This is a genomic window from SAR324 cluster bacterium, assembly GCA_029245725.1.
GTDB lineage: Bacteria > SAR324 > SAR324 > SAR324 > NAC60-12 > JCVI-SCAAA005.
The window spans coordinates 1-20,507 of sequence record JAQWOT010000324.1; the positions used below are offsets into that span (position 1 = coordinate 1).

Annotated in this window: 16 protein-coding genes and 1 tRNA gene; 6 read left to right on the forward strand and 11 right to left on the reverse strand. The window is 45.0% G+C overall.

Annotation, left to right across the window (positions count from 1 at the left end):
- A partial coding sequence (locus P8O70_17160; GenBank protein MDG2198570.1) for a hypothetical protein occupies positions 1 to 325 on the forward strand: 325 nt, incomplete at its 5' end.
- Here the strand turns inward: P8O70_17160 and P8O70_17165 are convergent.
- Entirely contained in the window at positions 244 to 1,524 is a 1,281-nt protein-coding gene (locus P8O70_17165) for an MFS transporter (protein MDG2198571.1), read from the reverse strand. The two genes, P8O70_17160 and P8O70_17165, sit on opposite strands and share 82 nt — an antisense overlap.
- Between P8O70_17165 and P8O70_17170 the strand changes: the two genes are divergently transcribed.
- Positions 1,523 to 1,720, forward strand: coding sequence for a hypothetical protein (locus P8O70_17170; protein ID MDG2198572.1), 198 nt, complete (start codon positions 1,523 to 1,525; stop codon positions 1,718 to 1,720). The genes P8O70_17165 and P8O70_17170 overlap by 2 nt on opposite strands.
- Before the next feature lie 46 nt (positions 1,721 to 1,766).
- On the opposite strand, the gene P8O70_17175 is transcribed toward P8O70_17170, so the two are convergent.
- From P8O70_17175 to P8O70_17210, 8 genes are all read right to left on the reverse strand, one after another.
- A tRNA-Gln gene (locus P8O70_17175) sits at positions 1,767 to 1,841 on the reverse strand.
- Between the two features lie 51 nt (positions 1,842 to 1,892).
- Positions 1,893 to 4,697, reverse strand: coding sequence for a tetratricopeptide repeat protein (locus P8O70_17180; protein MDG2198573.1), 2,805 nt, complete (start codon positions 4,695 to 4,697; stop codon positions 1,893 to 1,895).
- Positions 4,698 to 4,778: 81 nt separating this feature from the next.
- The gene (locus P8O70_17185) at positions 4,779 to 5,546 is read right to left on the reverse strand and encodes an A24 family peptidase (protein MDG2198574.1); all 768 of its coding nucleotides are present in this window, start codon (positions 5,544 to 5,546) and stop codon (positions 4,779 to 4,781) included.
- Entirely contained in the window at positions 5,543 to 6,367 is an 825-nt protein-coding gene (locus P8O70_17190) for a FecR domain-containing protein (GenBank protein MDG2198575.1), read from the reverse strand. The genes P8O70_17185 and P8O70_17190 overlap by 4 nt, the downstream gene beginning before the upstream one ends.
- A 120-nt stretch (positions 6,368 to 6,487) precedes the next feature.
- Positions 6,488 to 7,294, reverse strand: coding sequence for an alpha/beta hydrolase (locus P8O70_17195; protein MDG2198576.1), 807 nt, complete (start codon positions 7,292 to 7,294; stop codon positions 6,488 to 6,490).
- Positions 7,295 to 7,296: 2 nt separating this feature from the next.
- Positions 7,297 to 8,298, reverse strand: coding sequence for a lysophospholipid acyltransferase family protein (locus P8O70_17200; GenBank protein MDG2198577.1), 1,002 nt, complete (start codon positions 8,296 to 8,298; stop codon positions 7,297 to 7,299).
- Positions 8,291 to 9,682, reverse strand: a complete 1,392-nt coding sequence (thrC, locus tag P8O70_17205; protein MDG2198578.1) for a threonine synthase — start codon at positions 9,680 to 9,682, stop codon at positions 8,291 to 8,293. The genes P8O70_17200 and thrC overlap by 8 nt, the downstream gene beginning before the upstream one ends.
- Positions 9,683 to 9,775: 93 nt before the next feature.
- Positions 9,776 to 10,009, reverse strand: coding sequence for a hypothetical protein (locus P8O70_17210; GenBank protein MDG2198579.1), 234 nt, complete (start codon positions 10,007 to 10,009; stop codon positions 9,776 to 9,778).
- On the opposite strand from P8O70_17210, the gene lnt reads away from it, so the two are divergent.
- Positions 10,008 to 11,681: an apolipoprotein N-acyltransferase gene (gene lnt, locus P8O70_17215; GenBank protein MDG2198580.1), complete on the forward strand. Its 1,674-nt coding sequence runs from the start codon at positions 10,008 to 10,010 to the stop codon at positions 11,679 to 11,681. The genes P8O70_17210 and lnt overlap by 2 nt on opposite strands.
- On the opposite strand, the gene P8O70_17220 is transcribed toward lnt, so the two are convergent.
- Entirely contained in the window at positions 11,653 to 12,372 is a 720-nt protein-coding gene (locus P8O70_17220) for a recombinase family protein (GenBank protein MDG2198581.1), read from the reverse strand. The two genes, lnt and P8O70_17220, sit on opposite strands and share 29 nt — an antisense overlap.
- 143 nt (positions 12,373 to 12,515) lie before the next feature.
- On the opposite strand from P8O70_17220, the gene P8O70_17225 reads away from it, so the two are divergent.
- Positions 12,516 to 13,304 (forward strand): hypothetical protein, encoded by a 789-nt coding sequence (locus P8O70_17225; GenBank protein ID MDG2198582.1) that lies wholly within the window; start codon positions 12,516 to 12,518, stop codon positions 13,302 to 13,304.
- 100 nt (positions 13,305 to 13,404) lie between these two features.
- Positions 13,405 to 15,090 (forward strand): hypothetical protein, encoded by a 1,686-nt coding sequence (locus tag P8O70_17230; protein ID MDG2198583.1) that lies wholly within the window; start codon positions 13,405 to 13,407, stop codon positions 15,088 to 15,090.
- A gap of 411 nt (positions 15,091 to 15,501) precedes the next feature.
- Here the strand turns inward: P8O70_17230 and ileS are convergent, their stop codons facing one another.
- Positions 15,502 to 18,630: an isoleucine--tRNA ligase gene (ileS, locus tag P8O70_17235; GenBank protein MDG2198584.1), complete on the reverse strand. Its 3,129-nt coding sequence runs from the start codon at positions 18,628 to 18,630 to the stop codon at positions 15,502 to 15,504.
- 315 nt (positions 18,631 to 18,945) lie between these two features.
- Here ileS and P8O70_17240 point away from each other — a divergent pair, with 315 nt between their 5' ends.
- Positions 18,946 to 20,499, forward strand: coding sequence for a 2-isopropylmalate synthase (locus tag P8O70_17240; GenBank protein MDG2198585.1), 1,554 nt, complete (start codon positions 18,946 to 18,948; stop codon positions 20,497 to 20,499).
- The last annotated feature ends 8 nt before the right edge of the window (positions 20,500 to 20,507 follow it).

Below are 20,507 nucleotides of genomic sequence, written 5' to 3' on the forward strand. Positions count from 1 at the left end.
GGTTGGTGATGACGAATGTGTGATTGTCATTCCAGCCCACTTGGTAGAAGAGATTGCAGAGGAAGCTGTTGAAATGACTGCATTTGAGGGTTTTGTGGTGGAGAGAGTTCGGGAAGGTGCGTCCATCATTGGACTTTATCCCGCTACAAAAGAAGAGAATCAGAAGGCGTTTGCTCAATGGAGAATGCGGGTAGGCCTTAGGCTTCACTTTGATCACTCATTCAAGAAATCTTTGAGTTTCCGCTATGCAGAATTCAAATTCTGTGGCTTTTTAGCAAAGAAGAAGCTCAAGGCTCCTGCTAAAGAGAGGAAAGCCACTAGTTGAAACGCCATTTCGTAGCTACCATAGGTATCGACGATCACACCACAAATCATTGGCCCACCCATCATACCCAGCATAACAATCAAAGAGGATATTCCCATGATTGTCCCAAAGGAGCGTGGCCCAAAGTAATCCGCCCTGATAGCAACCATCAATGGTCCGCGAGTCCCCCAAGCCAATCCGTGAAGTACACAGGCTAGAATTAGCATCGGGAAAGCTTCAAAATAAGCGAGAATCAGCATTCCAGACCCATGAAACAGCATGCAGGTCATTGCAATCAGCCGCTTGTTGAAAATATCACCCAAGAACCCACCGATCCCCAAGCCGATCAACTGAAAAATGCTCACCAAGGAGAAGATCAGACTTGCTTCCGTCAACCCCAAACCGACTCCCCTTGTCAAATGAGGGACCATGTGGACGATCACTGATGAAACTGAAAGAAGTGCAATACCATGACCGGCTGAAATCAACCAAAAAGCGGGGGTTTGCACTGCATGTCGCCATGTGAATGAGGTTTCTCCACCTCCAGCTTTGTTTTCTAGTGCTTCCTGGCTCACCATTCCATCAACTTGTTCACCTCTCTCTTCGGGGCGATGACGAATCCATTGTACCGTGGGAATACCCAACAAAAAGATCATTCCTCCCGAAATCATAGCTACTGTTCGCCAATCATCCCACTCCATTCCCCAGGCGACAACAGGAACGCAGAGTCCACCAATAGAATATCCCATCTGTGACCAAGCAACCGCTTTGGTTCGATGCCGTTGAAACCAGTTAACAATCGATACCATCAGAGTGTGAAATCCACCGAGGCTGACTCCAACTGAAATAATAAACACAATGAGGTAGTAGGAAAGTAGCGAATCAGTTTGCGAAAGCAAAAGGAAGCCAATGCCGAACATAGCAAGCCCGACTGTCAGAATGATTCTTGGACCATATCGATCGACTAACCAGCCCTGCAGGGGACCAAGTAAACCACTTTCCACACGAGTCAGAGCAAAAGCTCCTGAAAGGACCGTCATGCTCCAGTTGAATTCTTCATGCAGAACGACCGTATAAAGCCCATAACTCTGCATCCACAATACTCCTCCGATGAATTGAATCAGTGCTGCGATGGCAACAATCCACCACCCATAAAACACTTTCCCATTGGGTCTGAACAATTTATCGATTGATTTTATTGGAGAAACTGAAGATGGCATGAACATCAGCAAAAACGTAAGGACTGCGGATCAACGTCCTTCACTTTTCCAATGGAGGTCAGCTGGACAGGCGATCGATGACTTCAGAGAGCAAATCCGTTGGGAAGAAACGGACCGGAATGTTTGGGAGACTCGCCTTTCAAAAAAAGGTTTTCAGGGCCTGTCTAGTAAGAGTCTGGTTGTTGGTCCTTTTTAGACTCCCCTAAAGCCATAGAATCGGAAATGCGTATTCAAAGGAAGGATGGTTGGGGTGGCAGGGATCGAACCTGCGCATGGCGGGATCAAAACCCGCTGCCTTACCACTTGGCTACACCCCAGAAAGTAAGCTGTTAACCTTAAGGTCTCTATGTTTGAATTTCAAGGAATTTTTAGTCATTGAGGTAGTTTTCATAAGCCAACTGACGGCTCAATGCCTGATGTTGTTCACTGGACAACTGTTGCCACAAAGCAGGGGAAGCTGGGGTTTTTTCCATCAAATCGCCAAAAATTTCCAAGGCTTGTTGGAGTTGTCCCATGTCCTTATGCAGTACTCCGGTTTGGTATCGAGCCCAGTTGATTTGCTCCTGTACCCGCTCATCAGGCCAATTGGTGTAGGTCACAATCGCCTGCTCGTATTGAGCCAGAGCTCGTTCATCGTTTCGGACTTTATAAAGCATCTCTGCCGCGCGGAAATGACTTTGCACAACATAATTTGGGACATCCGGTTCAATAAGCGGATGATTGTATGTGGCGATGGATTTCTGGAAAGCCTCCGCAGCCTCAGTATAACGCCCCATCTCTTCATACATTAAGCCCAGTTCATAATAGAGTTCTGGCACTACCTCAGCTTGAAGCAGATCTGTGTCCTGTTCATACTTCTCAATCGCCTGCTCATAAACAAGGGCTGCACTCTCAAATTCCTTGGCTTGCTTGTAAACATCGGCAAGCTTCTTACGAACGTCTGCATCGTAAACACTATCTGGATACCGCTGAAGGAAACGGGCTAGCTGATCTCGAGCCTGCTGAAAATCATCTGCTTGAATCAAGGCCTCAGCAGCCTGCAATTGCAATAATTCCAACATAGGACCCTCTACACGACTTTCCAGAAACTGGTACAGGTCCATTGCTTCATTATGGAAACCCAGTTTCTGATGTGCGTGGGCCACCTGAAATAATGTCGTGTCAAATCGGAAGTTGAGTAGGTACTTAGCCTGGTAATCTCGATAAATCGTGACGACACCCAAATCATCCTGGCGCTGGTAGGCACGATCAACTAGCCCCTTCAAGTTCTCGTCGATATTCTCCTGGATGATGTTGCGGCGCACGTAAATACTCTGAGGATATTCCTCCATGAAGCCTTCCAGCGCAGCAATCGCCTCCCGATATGCTCCGTAGAGTGTGAGCGTCAACCCCTTGCGCAATTTTGCTTCCTCAACCTGTGGAGAATCTGGATAAAGCGTAATGATCTCATCATAGGTTCTCAGCGCTTGGCGATATTCATCGGAGTAGGGTCGCTCTGCCTGGATGTTGGCAATACGAAGCTTGCCCATCAGCGCTATCTCCAATGAATAGCTGCGGATGGCATTGCTGTAGGCAGCGATCGCTTCATCCTCCTTACCCTCATCCCTCAGAAAATCACCTAACCGCAGTGCGACAAATTTTGAGAAATCTGCGTCAGGATAGCGATCTAGCAGCAGTTGGAAAATTTCTCGAGCCACATCGTAGTCTGCATTTTCGTAGTAGGTCTCTCCCATGTGGAAGAGCAACATTGGATCTTCCTGAACATACCGACTGTCTAGTGCTCGGGCTCGATCAAAAAAGTCTCTAGCTTCAGGGAATTTTTGTTGTTGGTAGTACGCCTGTGCAATCTTGTAGTAAGCAATATGGATGAATTTTGGATTTGGCATCGCCTTGAGGTATTCCTCAAACTGCAAAATCGCCTGGCCCCATTCTCGTCGAGCGATCTGATTCAATGCTTGCCAGAATGAGGATTCCTGTGCTTCGTAGGAGGAGGGAAAATCTCTTCTCAGAAGTTCGTAGCTCGTGTTCGCCTCTTGGCTGAAGCGCATCTGCTGGTAACTGCGACCTATTCGAAACTGAGCATGCGGAATTAAGTCTTTGGCTATCTCTGTCGAATTTGCCACCCTGATTGCTGTTGTGTAATCATCAATCGCTTGATGATAGTTCCTTCCTCGTCGTCTTTCCAATTGGGTATACTTGGTATCAGCAATCCTGAACAAAGACTGGATGGCTAGAGGATTCCATTCATCCTCAAATTCACTAACGCCATTTTTCCCTGCTGCATAAGCCTTCTGAAACTGCTCGATAGCCAGGTCATATTCACTTTTGCGGAAATGATTTTCACCTTGTTGATAAGCCGCTCTAATTTCTGCCTTAAGAACGCGTTTTTCTCGATCTAACTTGGCAGCTTCCTCTGGTGTCAATGAAGAATCTTCCTCCTCAATGGCAATGTCTTGAAAAATGGGTTGACCATAGATTCGAATCACCCAACGAGCAGGGTCTGAGAGCTCATCTTTTTCAAGCCTGAAATCTGTCGCAATCTGCCCCAAGGTGACAAACACCTGATTAGGATCAGTGGTCAATTCATCGACCCGTACACGACCATCTTTATAGGGTGTCAGCGTAAATGAATTACCCGGTGCTGTATCCGCAAACCGTAAGCGTACCATTCGATCCTGAGGGTTTTCCAGAACAAATAAGCGAGGAGGACCCGTGAACGAGAAGGTCAGACTCGTAAAATCTGGATTGCTGTCGTCGTAGTCCAAAGCCTCCAAGGCAATAGTTGCTGGCTCTGGATCTGGCGGGAGTGTGACGGGAGGCAGTTGAATTAACGGGCGGAATCGGAAGACCAATTGTCCAGGGTTATTGCCTGGTACCATGTCGAAAATTAAATCATCCTTACGAAGCTTGAATTGGGCCCAAGTGTCTGGATCCATATCCAAAAACCTTATTCCTTCAACCTGAGGATCATTAAACAATCGATCACGACGTCCATCCGCAAAAGTAGCCTTAGTATTGCGGAACTTGACAACCAAGGTACGGGCTTTGAGATTTTCATTAAGCTCATATATCGGCTTGCCACTGGTTTGCAGAGTGATGCTGACCTGCTCACCTTTGCGCAGCAGTTCCACCCCAGAGATGCTCATTGGTTCTTCCTGAGCGTTTACGCTCATTGGAAAAAACATTAATATCGAAATGATCAACCAGCAGCTGGTTTGGTATTTAGCCTTCATCGGCTCATCTTTTATCTAAACTCAGAAAATTTGATACAGAGGCCATTGGTCGAGAATTTCTGGATATGTCCAATGCACTACTAGACCTCCCAGGCATAAAAAAGGAGCAAAAGGTACTGGGGTTTCTCGCAAGTTCTGTCGATTCTTTAGCAGCCATAAACCACCAAATAGTGATCCACTGATCGCTGCCACAAAGATAACAAAAATAAGCCCCTCCGGACCAGTCCATGCACCAATCAATGCCATGACCGCAGGATCTCCATCTCCAAGTCCTGCTCTACCTCGAAGGGCCTCATAAAGTACACCTAACAAATACAGTCCACCTGCCCCAAGTAGAGCACCATAAACTGCTCCACGAACTGAACCTGGTTCATTCAATAACAAAATCGTAAAATGTAGGGATAGTGTCAGGATGACAATGCGGTATTCAATCCACATCGTATGCCAGTCAATTGCTGCGATGAGCAGCAAAGACCAGAGCATTAGCAATTCCTGACAAAGTTGCCAAGGCTCTTGAGGTCTGTCAGGCCAAAATCCTAGCCAAATTCCGAGTGGGAACCCAAAAGCTAACCATGGCGAAATTGCCCCACATTTCAGACATCTTCCCTTGTTTTTAAAGGCATTGAAAAGCAGCGACTTTCGCCAGCCTGTCAGCATTTCAAGACACGACGAACAACGCTGAGATGGCTGGGGGATTTCAGCCTCTTGAAGTATTTGGCACCACCACCGCTCTGCTAGCCAACCGAGACTCAAAGCGCCTAAAGTCCAGAACAACAACCACAAGGTCATTTCCCCGGCAGAATTTTACCGGTATCTGCATCAATCTCTAAGCGTTTGACATCACCAGGCTTACGAATTTCAATCTCAGTTCCTGAGATTTTTAAACCAAGAGGATCATTGACCATGACGATGAAGCGTAAAAAGCCCTTTCGATACAGTCGATCTGGGACAAGCAATTGAACTTCGACCTCAGCCTTTCCTTCTTCATCCAAGCGCACCCCATCAGGAAAATGGACTCCTTCACCATCCGTCAAAATACTAAGTGGTAATCCAGCGCCAATTGCTTCACCTTTCAGCTCACGTGCTTGAATCTGAATCAGTAGCTTTTGAGAACTGCGCTCACTTACAAGTTCACTTGGCTCAGCCTGCAGCTGAAGTTGTTGAGTCAACTTTTCAATTCGGTCAGAGAGTATGTCACCTCGGTTGACACCAAGGACCACCTCTCCCAGCTCCAGAAGTGCTTTTCCTCGAACGTTTTGAACGAGTAGCTTCCCTGAGAAAAGCGCCACAAATCCTTGCTCTTTCGTCACTTGCACATGAAAGGAAGTTCCCTCAGGTTTTAATTGAAAATCAGGAGTTTCGATGACTGTATGATCACTCCTGCCAAAAAAATTGCTCAAGGATGGTCCAAATCTTAGCAATAATTTTCTTCGGAAGGTACGCTCTCCCGCACCATGTTCAGAAGCTTCTTGAATTTGAAATTCTGTGTTTTCAATCAATCGAATCTCAGAGCCATCACGAAATAGAATCGTTGCTTTCCCATCTACTCCTGTACGAACCAGATCCCTTTCATAAAGCAGCAAACCCTCACGTCCCTGAGTTGTTCGCATACTTTTGGATAGAGTGGGCCTCAACTACACCTTTTGATGAATAGAGAGTAGCCACCGCATCCTGAGCTAGAGCCGCGAAGCTAAAGGTGGTTAGCAGACAGAGCGTCAACACCAATTGGATCAAAGGTGGCCTCCCTCATAACTCCTTGGCACCCAACGTTGTCGCCTGACAAAATCCAAGTAGGCTGGAAGCAAAATTTTCGAATTAAGAAGACCCTCATGATATTCAAGTTGGGGAAAAATATGATATCTCCAGTAGGCACAGTTTCTTCCTGCCTCACGCATCTTCATAAAGCTAGTTTCACGGGTGCTGGTAAAAAGCATACCTGGAGCGCTTGGGGCAGGGGGAAGTTCTTGGTCCACTCCTGGCCACTGCATTTCTGCTTGCATAGCAGCAACTCGGTTGCTGCTTTTAACTTTTTGAATTCTATCCCATTGAAGATCTGATAATTCTTTCAAACCAGGTTCCTGACGAAGCTTCTCCCAATCCTGCGCTTTGACCCAGTCTACATGCTGTTGCCAAGTCTTCTTTTCATATTCCTCAGCAATGTAGGGGTGTCCATCCAGAACCGCCATTGAACGAAGACGATTTGGTTCCCACGCTGAGATCAAATAGCCCATGCGTGCACCCTCACCAATTCCAAGAAAGTGGACGTTCTCTAATTCAAGGGTAGTCAACAAGCAACAGAGATCTTGCAATCGTGCTGCTGGCAAATAATCGGAGATATCATCAGAATCATCACTTCTTCCCTGTCCAAGCGGATCCATTCTCAAAACACGATACTCTTGTTGCAACACATCAAGATATCCTGCTTCTTCCCAAGATTGCAGATCCATCCAAAGCGAAGGATAGAGCAAAAGGTATGGTCCTCGTTCACCATCAAGATCATAAAATATTTTTCGTTGCCTCGAGACTACAAACGCCATTGTTAGTTCATTCCTCCCTCAAGCTTTTGCTCCATCTTCTGGGAAAAAGCCTCATCTTCCGAGGAAGCTTGATGACGCCAGCGACGATGAAACCAGGCCCATTGGGGCGGATCGACACGTATTAATTCCTCAATTCTTTGATTGAGCCAACGAGTAATTCTGTAGAGATCTTCCTCCAGGACTTTGGATTCTGAATGAAAGTTACCCCAGTCATAAATCTTTACCTCAAAACTACCATCAGGTTGCCGCAATGTCGTAAATCCTAATACCGGAGCCCCAGTTTTCATAGCAAACCGAGCAACACTTACCGGTGTCTTAGCCAACATTCCAAAAAAAGGTGCCCAGACACTTGGAACATTCGTGTCCTGATCTACAGCTAGAAACAAAATTCCATTTCGTTTGAAACAGTTAAGAATTTTGCGCATCGTCTTAGGATCACCTCTTGGTATCAACTCTAGATTACCCCTCTGTCGATGTTGTCGGATCAACTCATTCAGACGTTCATCTGGAACGTTCGTTGTCACCAAGGCAGCATAGTGCCCTTTTTCTGCTGCAAAGGGCAGAAGCATCTCCCAGTTCCCCATGTGAAGTCCCACAAAGATCACACCTTTCCCTTTTGCTAACGCCTGCTCAACGATTGGATACCCCTCCACAATCACATGCTCTTGATGATTTTTCATCAAGTGGTTCAGGGCGAAGAATTCCATTAGCAGCATCCCAAAGTGCTTGAAGCATTCATGCAACCATTGGGAACGAGTGGATTCAGAGACCTCCGGAAAGACACGCCCCAGTTGGACCCTTGCGATTCCTCTCTCCTTGGAAAGTAACCAATAAGCAAGATTACCAATTCCACGACCAATCTTTTGAAGTTGACTTAGCGTAAGTCGATCTCCCAACCACAAACCGAATTTGAAGAGTTGATATTGCAGATTTCGGCTGAGACGAATTGTCCAGGAAGCTCGTGGATCTTTACGAAACTGGGAGTAAGAAATTGAATCAGTCATACTTATGAACGGTCTTTTCCAGGAAATTGCGGACTGCCTCAGAAGTTGCCGGTAAACGATGACATCTTGTGTCCCTGTTACGTAGATTGGCCAATTCAGAGGGTTCTGGAGGAGGATTTCCCGTGGCTTGCTCGATAGCGGTAGCAAACTTCGCAGGGTGTGCACATGCCAAGCTGATCACAGGACTGGATGATGAAATCTTTTGCGCTGCAGCATACCCAACCGCAGAATGGGGATCTAGCAGATAACCGTGCTTTGAATGCACCTCTCGGATGGTTGCTACAGTCTCCTCATCGTCCACACGAACTGACTCAAACTGGGTTTGAGCCTTATTTAGATAATCTCCGATAAGCGTTAATTTTCCCGAAGACTGAAATTCTGTCATCCAATTTCGTACAATTTTAGGATCTTTATCACACAAGTCGTAGAGGTAACGTTCCAAGTTACTTGAAATTTGGATATCCATTGATGGGCTAAGCGTTTCTTGAACATCTTCTTGATAGTATTCACCCTTACTGAACAGACGATGGAGAATATCATTTGAATTGGTGGCTACAATTAGTTTCTCAACAGGCAGCCCCATTTGCTGGGCATAATATCCCGCCAGTACATTTCCGAAATTTCCGGTTGGCACTGAGAAAATAACTGGACTTTTAGCACTTGGCGCCACACGACAGTGGGCATATATGTAATAGACAATTTGGGTGAGAACTCTAGCCCAATTGATTGAATTGACAGCCCCCAATCGCTGAGTTTTTTTAAATTCCACATCGTTGAAAAGGGCTTTGACAATTTTTTGAGCATCATCAAAGGTTCCGTCCACAGCAAGGTTGTGTACATTTTCATCTGTCACTGTAACCATCTGCAGCTCTTGTACAGGACTGACTCGGCCAAAAGGGTGCAACATATAAATTTCGAGATTCTTACGGTGTCGCACCCCATGAATGGCAGCGCTACCAGTATCTCCCGAAGTTGCACCTAGAATTCGTAATCGTTCACCCCGTCTGTTCAGCAGAGACTCAAACAGGTTCCCCAACAACTGAAGAGCCACGTCCTTAAAAGCGAAGGTGGGGCCATGGAATAATTCTAGTACATGTATCAAAGATACTGGAACAACTGGGGTGATGCTTGATGTTCGAAAACTTCTGTAGCTCTGTTGAATCATTGCTCTTAATTCTGATCTGTCAACAGACTCCCCCACAAACAAATCCAGTACTTCAAGACAAAGGTCTTTATAATTCAACGAACGCCAATCTTTGAGTTTTCCTTTGATACTTGGCAACTCTTGGGGAATTAATAGACCTCCATCTTCGGCAAGGCCCATCATGACTGCATCATCGAAATTTAGCTCACTCACACCTCCGCGGGTACTGCAATACTTCATTTATTTCCTGAATAAACACTGAACATCTTGGTTGTAAAATAGGGTATGCAGGTACAGAATAACATCAATTGGGCGCATTAAAGAAGTAATGTTTCAGAGCCCTTGCATCCACCATGTCAGCACTAATTTTGCTTCTCTTTCTCTAAAAGAAGTTTCATCGATCTTGCCGAGAGCAAATCCATCTCGAAGATAGTGAAGCTTCGCCAAGCATTCTTTTCGACTCTCACAGTGACTCCAGCCTTTATCCTTCCGATACACCAATTGATAGTATTCCTCGTCATCAACCAAGATAGGGTGATCAATAGAATGCGGCGTAAGATTGATCATGACTAATTCTCATTGGACTAGGAGGGCATTCTGCAATCGTGGTCGTAGATTTCTTGTAGCCGCGAGCAGTGGGGTAATGTTTGGTTTCAGTACCCCAGGGTTCGGATTGCCATTACTGGGGCTAGTTTCTTTGGTGCCATTATTAATTTTGTATGAGGAAATCCTCTCAATTCCCCAAAAGAGGCGCAAATCATTTTTCAACATTCTTGTTTACAGTTTTGTTGCAGGATCCATCAGTGCCGTGATTGGGGGCTATTGCATCACCAACAGCGCCCACGTCTATGGTCATCTGCCACTACCTCTAGCAGTCTTAGTCACAGCTGTTGGATATGGCCTCGAGGTTGGTCTGATTTTCTTCTTCTATTTTGGGTTTTTGCTTCCATTTTTACCTAAACATTCCTGGGCTGACCTGCCTGTCCGTATTCTTTGGATTTTGATTCTGGAACCTCACTATCCTCGTCTGTTCGAATGGAGTCTTGGCGGATTCACTTACTACAAAGTCCCATATATTGAGCAGCTCGCTGATATAATTGGCTCTTCAGGACTTAGCTTATTTAGTGTCGGCTGTAATTTTACATTCGTCTTGGCCTGGCGTTGCCTCAAGCAACGAAACGATGCGTGGTTCAACGTTAAGTTCGCAACAATACTATTGATAACAGCGCATTTGCTAGCTGGGGCCTATGGTAGGTGGCGCATAATAGAGTTGCATGATTTCAAGTCAGAAGCACAGATTGAGGTAGTATCTTTACAACCCAATTTCTCTTTAGCACAACTTGCTTCTAATCCCGATCTAGCTTACTCGGAACGCATTCGTAATATTGATTCTTTGTTGGATGATTCGAGAAAGGCCCTAGCGAAAACCCATCGAAAAGAGAAAGATCTACCAAGAATACTTGTTTGGCCAGAATCTACCTTCCCAGCCCCAATTTTTAAAGATGCTTCTGCTAAAGAGTTAGTCTCAAATTTTGCTGAAGAAGAACGGGTACATATTCTACTCAGTACTGTGGACTGGGAAATGCAGGCAGATGGTAGTTACCGGTTTTTTGGTATTTCAGTTTTGGTTAACCCTGAAGGAGAGATTGCAGGGCGCTACAACAAGATCTTTTTAATCCCATTTGGAGAGAGTATTCCAGGTTCAAGTTGGTTTCCAAGTTGGGCCGCTTGGTTAAGGGAGATGATTCCCAACATCTCAGAATTTGAGCCGGGCCAGGAATTTACAGCTATGCCAATTGGGGATGTCAAGATTTCGGCGCCTATTTGTTTCGACGGATTCTCACCAGAGATTATTCCGAAAATGGTTCAGAATGGTGCCAACCTGATCGTGTTGAGTGGAAATTTAGCCTGGTTTGGAAAATCCAATGCCGCTGATTATCTGGAAATGATTACGCGTTGGAGAAGTCTTGAGAGTCGTGTACCCGTGATTTTTGCTACGAATAGCGGCTACAGTTCGTACTGGGATGCCACAGGCCAAGTGCGTACCAAGAGGATGAAACTCTTTGAGGAAGGACATTTGAGTGCAGTGATGGAATTGGCCACATATAATTCTTGGTATAGGGAGAAGTCCAAGTGGTTAGTGTGGCTTTACTGTATACTCAGTTTGATGGCGTTTGGATATTTGATTAAACATAGGAAAAAGATAACAATTAGTCAGGACGACGCATCCGGCCTCTAATCCGGATTGGCTCTCCGTAAACAGGATTCGTGCAAACTGTTTTCACAGTTTCCGTATACCAATTGCCACCGCGTTTTGCGGGAATGAGATTCTGGTTTAAGTATTTTGCGATTTTGCTGTAACTGAGTTGCTCCATCTCCCTTTTCTGACGGATCAGTTTAACAATTTCTACTTCCTCCTCGGCTGGGATCAATTTTTTATTCTGATAAACAAAGCCGTAGGGAGCATGGCCCACACGCTCTCCAATGCGGCGCTTTCTCTCGATCAATTCACGAGTTCGATCAGAGATTCTTCGGGATTCCCACTTCGACAAAATGCCGATGATGTTTAGAATACGTTGCCCGCAGGCGGTTGCTGTCTCAACGTTTTCCTCAATCGAGATTAGATTGACACCACTCTCATGACATAATTTCTGTAAAACTTGCTGATGAAGATGAAGTACTCGCACCAATCGATCCAATCGAGGAACAATCAAAGTTGTAATTTCACCGGATTCAGCAAGATGCAAAACTTCAGCAAGACCAGATAGATCAAGAGTTGCACTAGTTTCCGCTTCATCTTGGATTATTCTCTTGAGTGTAAGGTTTCTTGCGGCTGCAAAGTGTCTGATTTGTGACTCCTGCTCTTCCAGGGTAAAACCTTTGGGCTGAGTGCGCTGATAGTTGATTCGAATGTAGCCGTAAACCGCCATAGTTTGCCCTTTGAACGTCCCTCTTGATTTCTGGATTCCGAAAAAAGTAAGGAATTTGAATTTTTAAATCATTCTGAAAGGTTTAGATGGTTTGTCGGAATAGTCAATCAGTTTGTCAGATAAAACAATTTTATTTCATCATTTTGTCTTTTATCTTTTACAGTCTATTTTCGCAGGATTTACTAGCGAATAACTACCTTTCACTGCTTCAAGATGGATCCACTTTACGCTACGAACATTGGAACTTAGATCGCAAAGAGGTAACAGGTTACAGTAATTTCCTCCAAATTTATCAAAATGATAAAAAACAATGGCTGGAGCAAAACGCCAACACTAAACCTGATGGGGAAGTCTTTACTCGCAAACAGCTTATTTTCACAGACACTGGTCAGATTCAACAATACACTGAAGAAGATCTGAGAGATGTATATCAGGTTTCAACAATTTATCAGGGATCAACTTCAGAGTCTGTTCTCAATAGATCCCACGAAATTCGGACTTTTAAACAACAACTTGAGCAGGGCACGGTACCCCTAGAGTTGATCATGTTGCACATGCGATTTCTCATGCCTGAGCTCTTGAAGGATAAGGAAGTGAAATTCCCCATTTATGCGTCGATGTTAGCATTGGAATTGGAAGAGCAGGGACTGCCTCAATCTCTGAGCCAATTGGAAATGATTGCAGAGCCCATCAAGAAACGAAATTATTCAGCTCCATGGGGCGCTCAAGAAGCACTTCAAATTGACCTTTATCCCGCATCATGGACAGTCCGAGCTCTACTTCCCGCAGAAAAAAGTCGTTTTCGGTTTGTTATCGCGACGAGCTCACCACATTTGATCCTGGAGTTTGAAGAAGGTAAAACTCGTCATACACTACTTGAATGGAACAATGAGGGTTCAAAAATGATTGATGAGATCAAACCACTGTTTTAAAAGTGCGTATGATCCTGAATGCTAGCCCTATTTATTCCACAAGCAACATAATGATCGACTCTTGATCGAGTAAAGAACCTCACAGGTATCTATGGAATTTTTGAAGAAGATTTTCAAAGAAGGCGGGACAAAAGATGAGGGTTATCAGACACATCTCAAAAAAGCCAAACAGTTGTTGGACAGCCGATTTTATGACCGAGCCTCTGTTGAGTACAGCAAGGCTCTCCAGATTAATGCTCAGCAATCAATACCAATTGTTAAGAGACAATTTGAGGATGCAGAAGCTGCGGGGGGTTTGGACCTGTTATCTCTGGGACAGAGCTTACTAGTTTCCTTTCCCAACAACCCAGAATTAGCTAACTTTTTAGGGAATTTATGTCGACGCCACTCTCAGCCAAGACAAGCAGAGAACTACTATAAACATGCGCTGAAGGTAAATCCGGACTACGAATGGGCATCCTACAATCTTGCAGCAACACTAGCTCACAGCTATCAGTATGATGACAATGCAAAGCTTTCAATCAGTGTCTTTGAGGTCAGAACTAGCTTTGTCCTACCCCCGTTTGAGGATGAGTTAGCCCAACTGATTGACATGGAATTCAATGAAAAGTTTGCAGCATGGGAGGCCGCAAAAGAAGCTGCAGAAGAAGAAGCCAAACTGGAACCAGAACCGAAAGCATTTGACCAGCCTGAACCAAAACGGCCAAAAACGCCAAAAGAACCTGGTCAGCTATTCTCAAAATTAAAATTAGCATGGAATGAAGCCCAATCACCCCAAGAAAAAAAAGAACCCTTCAAACTGATCTGTGCGCTTGGCTATCAACTACTATCTCAAAATCAAGCTGTCTCCTTCAAAGTTTTTGAGTGGGCTGTGCAGCGAAATCCTCTTGATGCAAACCTGCGTTGCTTTTTATTTTGTTCATTAGCACTAAAGCAACCAAAAATTGCCGTTGAAAAGCTCATTGCCTTACTGGCAAAAGTGCCAAATCATCGCTACACCCTGATCAACTTAGGATTAACCTATCGTCGAGCTAATAATATTCAGTTGTCACGTCGTTATCTCTTCATTGGCTTCGAGATGCTGCGGCGGTCCCAGGGAAAATATGAAGTCGCAGGATTGTTCGAGGAAGCTAAGCTTCTAATCAGAAAAAATCGACGCAAAGCTTGGGAGCTGCTACATGATCTGCGACTGGATATGACAAAGCCAGAGCAACTTTTGCAGTTGGGCACCTTATCCTTGGAGTTTAAAGAGTGGAATACAGCTCAGAGTTGCTTTCATGAAATTTTACTGAAGGATCCAAAAAACCGGCAAGCACTAGATGGGATGAGAACCATCCGCCAAGAATGGCTGGCCTTGGCAAGAATTGCGGCTGACAGGAATAACTGGCAAGAATCTGTGCTGGGATATCAACTCGTAATCAGCGTGGAAGCGGACGAAGAAGTCTTAGAGGAAGCCTTGGAAGTTGCCAAGGGGCTCGGGAATCCAAAAACAATTCGTGAGTTCGAGAGAGAGCTTGCCTTACAGAAACAAAAAGATCGCTTGGCTATTGCCAATCAACATTTGGAAAGAGCGATGATGCTTGAGGGGAAACGTCAGGGTCCAGCAGCAATTCAGGAATATCAGCAATCAATCATTATGTTGCCACAGCATAAAGTTTTTGTCCAAATGTTGGATTGCTGTCGCAAATTTCGTCTAGACAGTCACGCAGAACAGCTCAGTGTGTGGTTTGAGAAGGTACAGAAAGCTGATCCTGAAGAAGAAATTCCACCACTAGAGATTGTCTAAATCATGTAACAAATTGGTTTAGGAGGCCTTCTGTTTCAATAGTACTTCACGCTTAATCACTCCCTCCGTTGTATACACCTCAACAGTAAAACTCTTTTCCTCAGACTTCAGTGAGTAGGGTATTTTATAGAGAAAATCATAAGACCTTCCAGCTAGAGTCATTGGGATGTTGTCGACATATATAGCTTGTACTGGTTTGAAGGAACTGACTATGAGATTCCAGCTTCCTTCAGGCTCAGAAACAATAGCTGAGCTTTCATTGAAAATCAGAACATTCTGGGTTTCAGATTCAGAGAACTTTGCAGCACCGCTTTGACTTTCGCTTGATACTTTTCCTATTGATTCGTGTTCAGCTGCACACCCCAAAAGAAAGCCAAACATTAAGCACAACAGTAACCTTTTCATGTAACCTCAAGGAGAAGGATTCATTCTTTGTAATTCAATCGTACAAATCTCACCATTGATGTCCCACTCACTGCCGTAGTTTTCTTCAAGCAGTAGTTTCTCACAAAGGGTTTCGGTGCAAACAAAATCCTGGTAAGCATTAAGCGCTTTGCCCACAATATCTGTGGGCTTGCACCTAATTAGGATACGGTCCATGACTGCGAGGTCTTGTTCCTTGCGCATGTGCTGAACTTTGTTCACAAATTCTCTCGCAAGACCCTCTTTGATTAGGGATTCATTCAATTGAGTGTCAAGTGCAATGGTTACACTACCACAAGACTCCACCAAAAGTCCTTCACGCTGTGAACGCTTAATAAGGACGTCTTCAAGTGTGAGCGTAACTTCTCCATTCGTATGTTGTAAGGTGACACTTCCTCCATCCTGCAATCTTCGAATGTTTTCCAAGTCAAGTGTCTTGATTTGATCAGCGACCTCCTTCATACGCTTGCCCAAACGCTTCCCTAAAACTCTAAAATTTGCCTGTGCGCTTAATCCCACTAGATCCTCCTCGTTTTCTGTGAGGACTAATTCTTTGATGTTTAGTTCATCCAGCAGCAGCGCATCCAGTTCATTCAAGATTCTCTGTGCCTCTGGATCACGTGTTATCAAAAATAATCTATGAAGCGGTTGGCGGATTTTCAACTGATGCTTCGCTCGAAGAGCACGCCCCATATTAACTGCGGCTAAGACAAGATCCATTCTTGCCTCCAACTCTGAATCCCTCACTTTGTCATCTACTGCTGGAAAGAAGTCCAGATGTACACTAATCGGATCCCCTTCCCTTCGAAGTGATTCATAGATTCCTTCTGCAACATATGGAACGAAGCTAGCGATAATTTTAGAAAGATCTCTCAGCACTAAGAACAGAGTAGCATATGCAGACATCTTGTCTTGGCCCCTACCATCTTTCCAAAAGCGACGTCGGCTGCGTCTCAAATACCAGTTTGTCAGGAGGTCGATAAAGTGAACAAAGGGTGCAGATGCTTTATTCAATTCATAAAGGTCCATTGCAGAGTCAACCTCAGCGATGAGTCCTTGCAAACGACTCATAATCCAACGATCCAATGGATTCGTTTTTTCTACAGCTAGATTTGCTTCAGTCGGATCCCAACCATCTATTTCTGCATAGGTTGAAAGGAAGGATAGTGAATTCCACAAGGGCAAGAGTACGGAGCGAGTTACTTCAACTAAGCCTTGCTCAGAAAAACGCAAAGACTCCCCTTGAACTGCAACAGAGTTGAGCATGTATAGCCTAATGGCGTCAGCCCCATACCGATCCAGCATCTCAACTGGATCAGGATAATTTTTGAGACGTTTGCTCATCTTCTTGCCATCTTCCGCTAAAATCAGTCCATTTACGATACAGTTGCGAAAAGCGGGAGCATCGAACAAGGCTGCAGCATGAACCACTAAGGTATAGAACCAACCGCGTGTTTGATCTAGACCCTCACAGATGAAATTTGCTGGGAAATTTTCTTCGAATAGTTCCTTGTTTTCAAAAGGATAGTGCTGTTGTGCGTAGGGCATTGCACCTGACTCAAACCAACAATCTAATACTTCAGGAATGCGTCGATAGGTTTTCCCGTCCTTGTTGATCAATAAATCATCCAAAAAGTGCTTGTGCAGGTCTGTAATTTTTTGACCAACGGCCTCTTCCAAATCAGCGACGTTTCCAAAACATAAAATATCCCCATCCTCACTACGCCAGATAGGTAACGGTGTGCCCCAATATCGGTTGCGACTGATCGCCCAATCTCTCGCATTTTCTAACCATTTGCCGAAGCGTCCATCACGAATGTGTGTTGGTACCCAATGAACAGCTTGGTTGTGAGAAACCATTCGGTCTTTGATTGCCTCTGCGTTGACAAACCATGTTGAGATAGCTTTGTAAATCAGTGGAGTGTCTGTTCTCCAGCAGAATGGATAGCTATGCTGAATTGTGTCCTGCCTGAATAGTGAGCCTTGTTCTTTCAGCTCACGAATAATCGTTTTATCAGCCTCCTTGATATTCATTCCTGCGATAAAATCCATGTAAGTGCAGAAATTTCCCTCTGTATCCACAGGATCAAAAACAGGAATGCCTTCACGCTGACAGATTCTTAGATCATCCTCACCAAATGCAGGAGCTTGGTGCACGATTCCCGTACCGCTTTCATCACTGACATACTCATCCAATACAACACGTCGTGCCTTGGAAAGCTCGACTCTCCCATCGGCAAAACGGAATATTGGTTCATACGCTAGGCCTTCCAACTCCTTCCCGGCACACTTCTTAATAATTTGATAGCTGCCTTCTTCAAAGTATGCCGAAAGGCGACCTTCACAGATCCAATACTTCTCTTCACTTCCGTGGGGCTGCAAACAGACATAGTTCAAGTTCGGACCTGCACAGAGCGCAAGGTTGGAAGGCAAAGTCCAAGGAGTCGTTGTCCAAGCAAGAATAAAGGTGTCTGGTTCGGATGCTAAGGCAAATTTAACGGTAACTGATGGATCTTGGGTGTCCTTGTAGTTCAAATTTGCTTCAAAGTTTGAAAGCGGGGTGGAGACTCTCCAAGAGTACGGCATCACCTTGACACCCTCATAGATGAGTCCCTTCTTCCAGAGTTGGTCGAAGACCCACCAAACCGACTCCATGAATGTCAGATCCATTGTCTTGTAGTCATTGTCAAAATCGATCCAGCGAGCCATTCTTTCTACGGTTTCTCGCCATTCACTTGCATAGCGGAGCACAATCTTGCGACATTCTTCGTTGAAGTTTCCGACTCCAAATTCCTCAATATCTGGACGTCCCTTCAAACCCAAAGTCTGCTCAATCTCGTATTCAACGGGTAACCCATGGCAATCCCATCCAAATCGTCTTTCTACTCGATAGCCCTGCATGGTTTTGTAGCGTGGAATCACGTCCTTGATTGTTCCTGCTAACAAATGTCCATAATGTGGGAGACCAGTCGCAAACGGAGGTCCATCATAAAATATGAATTCATTATCAGCCGGTCGTTCCTCTACCGATTTTCTGAAGATGTTTTCTTGTCGCCAAAATTCGAGAATTCGAGATTCCAGCTCAGGGAAATTGATTTTGTTAGAGACTGATTTCATCCGGAGTTAGCCACACGTGAGTTGAGCAAATATAGAAAACAAAAGATCTTATTTATTTGGAAAATCTTAACTTTTTGCTTGCAATGAATTTGCTAAGATACTGGCAGACTCGGCACGACGCAAGCAAGGACGTAAGCTATAGGCTGGCCTGTAGTTGCGTTTAAGGCTTGATGATGCTTGAATCTTCTATCGCAAGTGCTAAATTTATTATTTTAGTTGCAATCTCAATTTCGCAAGGAATTGCAGCGCAGCACAACTACTCATTGGGACCTGTAATGGTGCAGAGTTCCATCGATTCCTGTCAAGGAGAGCTTTATGGAAACGATCCGCATTTTTGATACTACGCTTCGCGATGGCGAGCAGTCCCCTGGTTGTTCCATGTCCGCGAAAGAAAAGCTACTACTGGCTCGCCAACTGGATCGGCTAGGAGTAGATGTGATAGAAGCTGGTTTCGCAGCATCGTCCCCTGGGGATTTTGAAAGCGTTAAGCAAATTGGACAACAAATTAGTCGAGCAAAGGTAGTTTCACTTTGCAGAGCCAGTATTTCAGATATTGAGCGGGCAGTTGATGCTCTAAAGGAATCTGAAAACTGGGGAATCCACACTTTCATCGCTTCCAGCCAACTGCACATGAAATATAAGCTGCAGATGGATGAGGATGAAGTGCTCAAGCGCTCGATTGAAGCCGTCGAGTTTGCACGCAAGCACACGGATTACGTCGAATTCAGTGCAGAAGATGCAACCAGAAGTGAACCAGAGTTCTTGGTCAAGCTTTTCTCTGCTGTAGTTCGAGCCGGTGCAACTACTCTCAATGTGCCTGACACTGTAGGTTATACCACACCTGATGAAATGTATGACTTAATCAAACTGCTGAAAAATGAGGTATATCAAGCAGATCAAGTAGTCTTCTCAGTTCATTGCCACAATGATTTGGGAATGGGTGTAGCTAATTCACTGGCTGCCGTGAGAGCTGGGGCTCGACAGATCGAATGTACGATCAACGGTATCGGTGAGAGGGCTGGTAATGCTGCGATGGAAGAGATTGTGATGGCAATGAACACCCGTCAGCAGTACTTCGACCTCCAGACAAATATCGTCACTGAGCAACTTTACCCTACAAGTCGCTTGCTGGCTCAAATCACGGGTGTTGCTGTTCAACCTAACAAGGCTATCGTTGGGGCAAATGCCTTTGCACACGAAGCTGGAATTCACCAACATGGGGTGCTGAAGAATGCTTTGACCTACGAGATAATGACTCCACAGTCAGTTGGTGTAAGGCAGAGTCAACTTGTTCTTGGAAAACATTCTGGCCGACATGCATTGAGTGAGCGAGTGAAATCACTTGGCTTCGAACTTAATGATGTAGAGTTGAATCACATCTTCAAGGAGTTCAAACACCTTGCTGATGTCAAGCGACAAGTTTTTGATGAAGACATTGAGGCACTGATCACCAACAATGTTCGCAAACAAAACAATCGCTTCGAACTACAGCATTTGACTGTCACATCGGGAACGACTTCTGTGCCCACAGCAACGATAACAATGAGAGTGGGCAACGATGTTGTTCGCAAAGCAGGCTTCGGCGATGGTCCCGTAGATGCTGCTTTGAACACGATCAAGCAGATTACCGAACAAAACTGTACTCTAAATTCCTACGTAGTGAAGGCAATCACAGGTGGCACTGACGCCCAAGGGGAGGTTAGCGTAACTGTTGAACATGAGGGACAGCAAGTTACAGGACGTGGAGCTCACACAGACATCATTCTGGCAAGTGCACTCGCCTTTGTACATGCACTTAATCGACTAGAAGCAAGATCTTCTTCCATAAGTTTGATGACCCCTCTCCAGCAAGAAGCTGCTGCTGTCTAAGCGCTAAT

Excerpts from the sequence above, each read along its gene's own strand:
- P8O70_17180 (MDG2198573.1), bottom strand. The coding sequence starts at position 4,697 with ATGAGCGTAAACGCTCAGGAAGAACCAATGAGCATCTCTGGGGTGGAA.
- P8O70_17210 (MDG2198579.1), bottom strand. The coding sequence starts at position 10,009 with ATGATCAATCTTACGCCGCATTCTATTGATCACCCTATCTTGGTTGAT.
- P8O70_17200 (MDG2198577.1), bottom strand. The coding sequence starts at position 8,298 with ATGACTGATTCAATTTCTTACTCCCAGTTTCGTAAAGATCCACGAGCT.
- ileS (MDG2198584.1), bottom strand. The coding sequence starts at position 18,630 with ATGAAATCAGTCTCTAACAAAATCAATTTCCCTGAGCTGGAATCTCGA.
- P8O70_17170 (MDG2198572.1), top strand. The coding sequence starts at position 1,523 with ATGAACATCAGCAAAAACGTAAGGACTGCGGATCAACGTCCTTCACTT.
- lnt (MDG2198580.1), top strand. The coding sequence starts at position 10,008 with ATGACTAATTCTCATTGGACTAGGAGGGCATTCTGCAATCGTGGTCGT.
- P8O70_17165 (MDG2198571.1), bottom strand. The coding sequence starts at position 1,524 with ATGCCATCTTCAGTTTCTCCAATAAAATCAATCGATAAATTGTTCAGA.
- P8O70_17185 (MDG2198574.1), bottom strand. The coding sequence starts at position 5,546 with ATGACCTTGTGGTTGTTGTTCTGGACTTTAGGCGCTTTGAGTCTCGGT.
- P8O70_17195 (MDG2198576.1), bottom strand. The coding sequence starts at position 7,294 with ATGGCGTTTGTAGTCTCGAGGCAACGAAAAATATTTTATGATCTTGAT.
- P8O70_17240 (MDG2198585.1), top strand. The coding sequence starts at position 18,946 with ATGGAAACGATCCGCATTTTTGATACTACGCTTCGCGATGGCGAGCAG.
- P8O70_17220 (MDG2198581.1), bottom strand. The coding sequence starts at position 12,372 with ATGGCGGTTTACGGCTACATTCGAATCAACTATCAGCGCACTCAGCCC.
- thrC (MDG2198578.1), bottom strand. The coding sequence starts at position 9,682 with ATGAAGTATTGCAGTACCCGCGGAGGTGTGAGTGAGCTAAATTTCGAT.
- P8O70_17190 (MDG2198575.1), bottom strand. The coding sequence starts at position 6,367 with ATGCGAACAACTCAGGGACGTGAGGGTTTGCTGCTTTATGAAAGGGAT.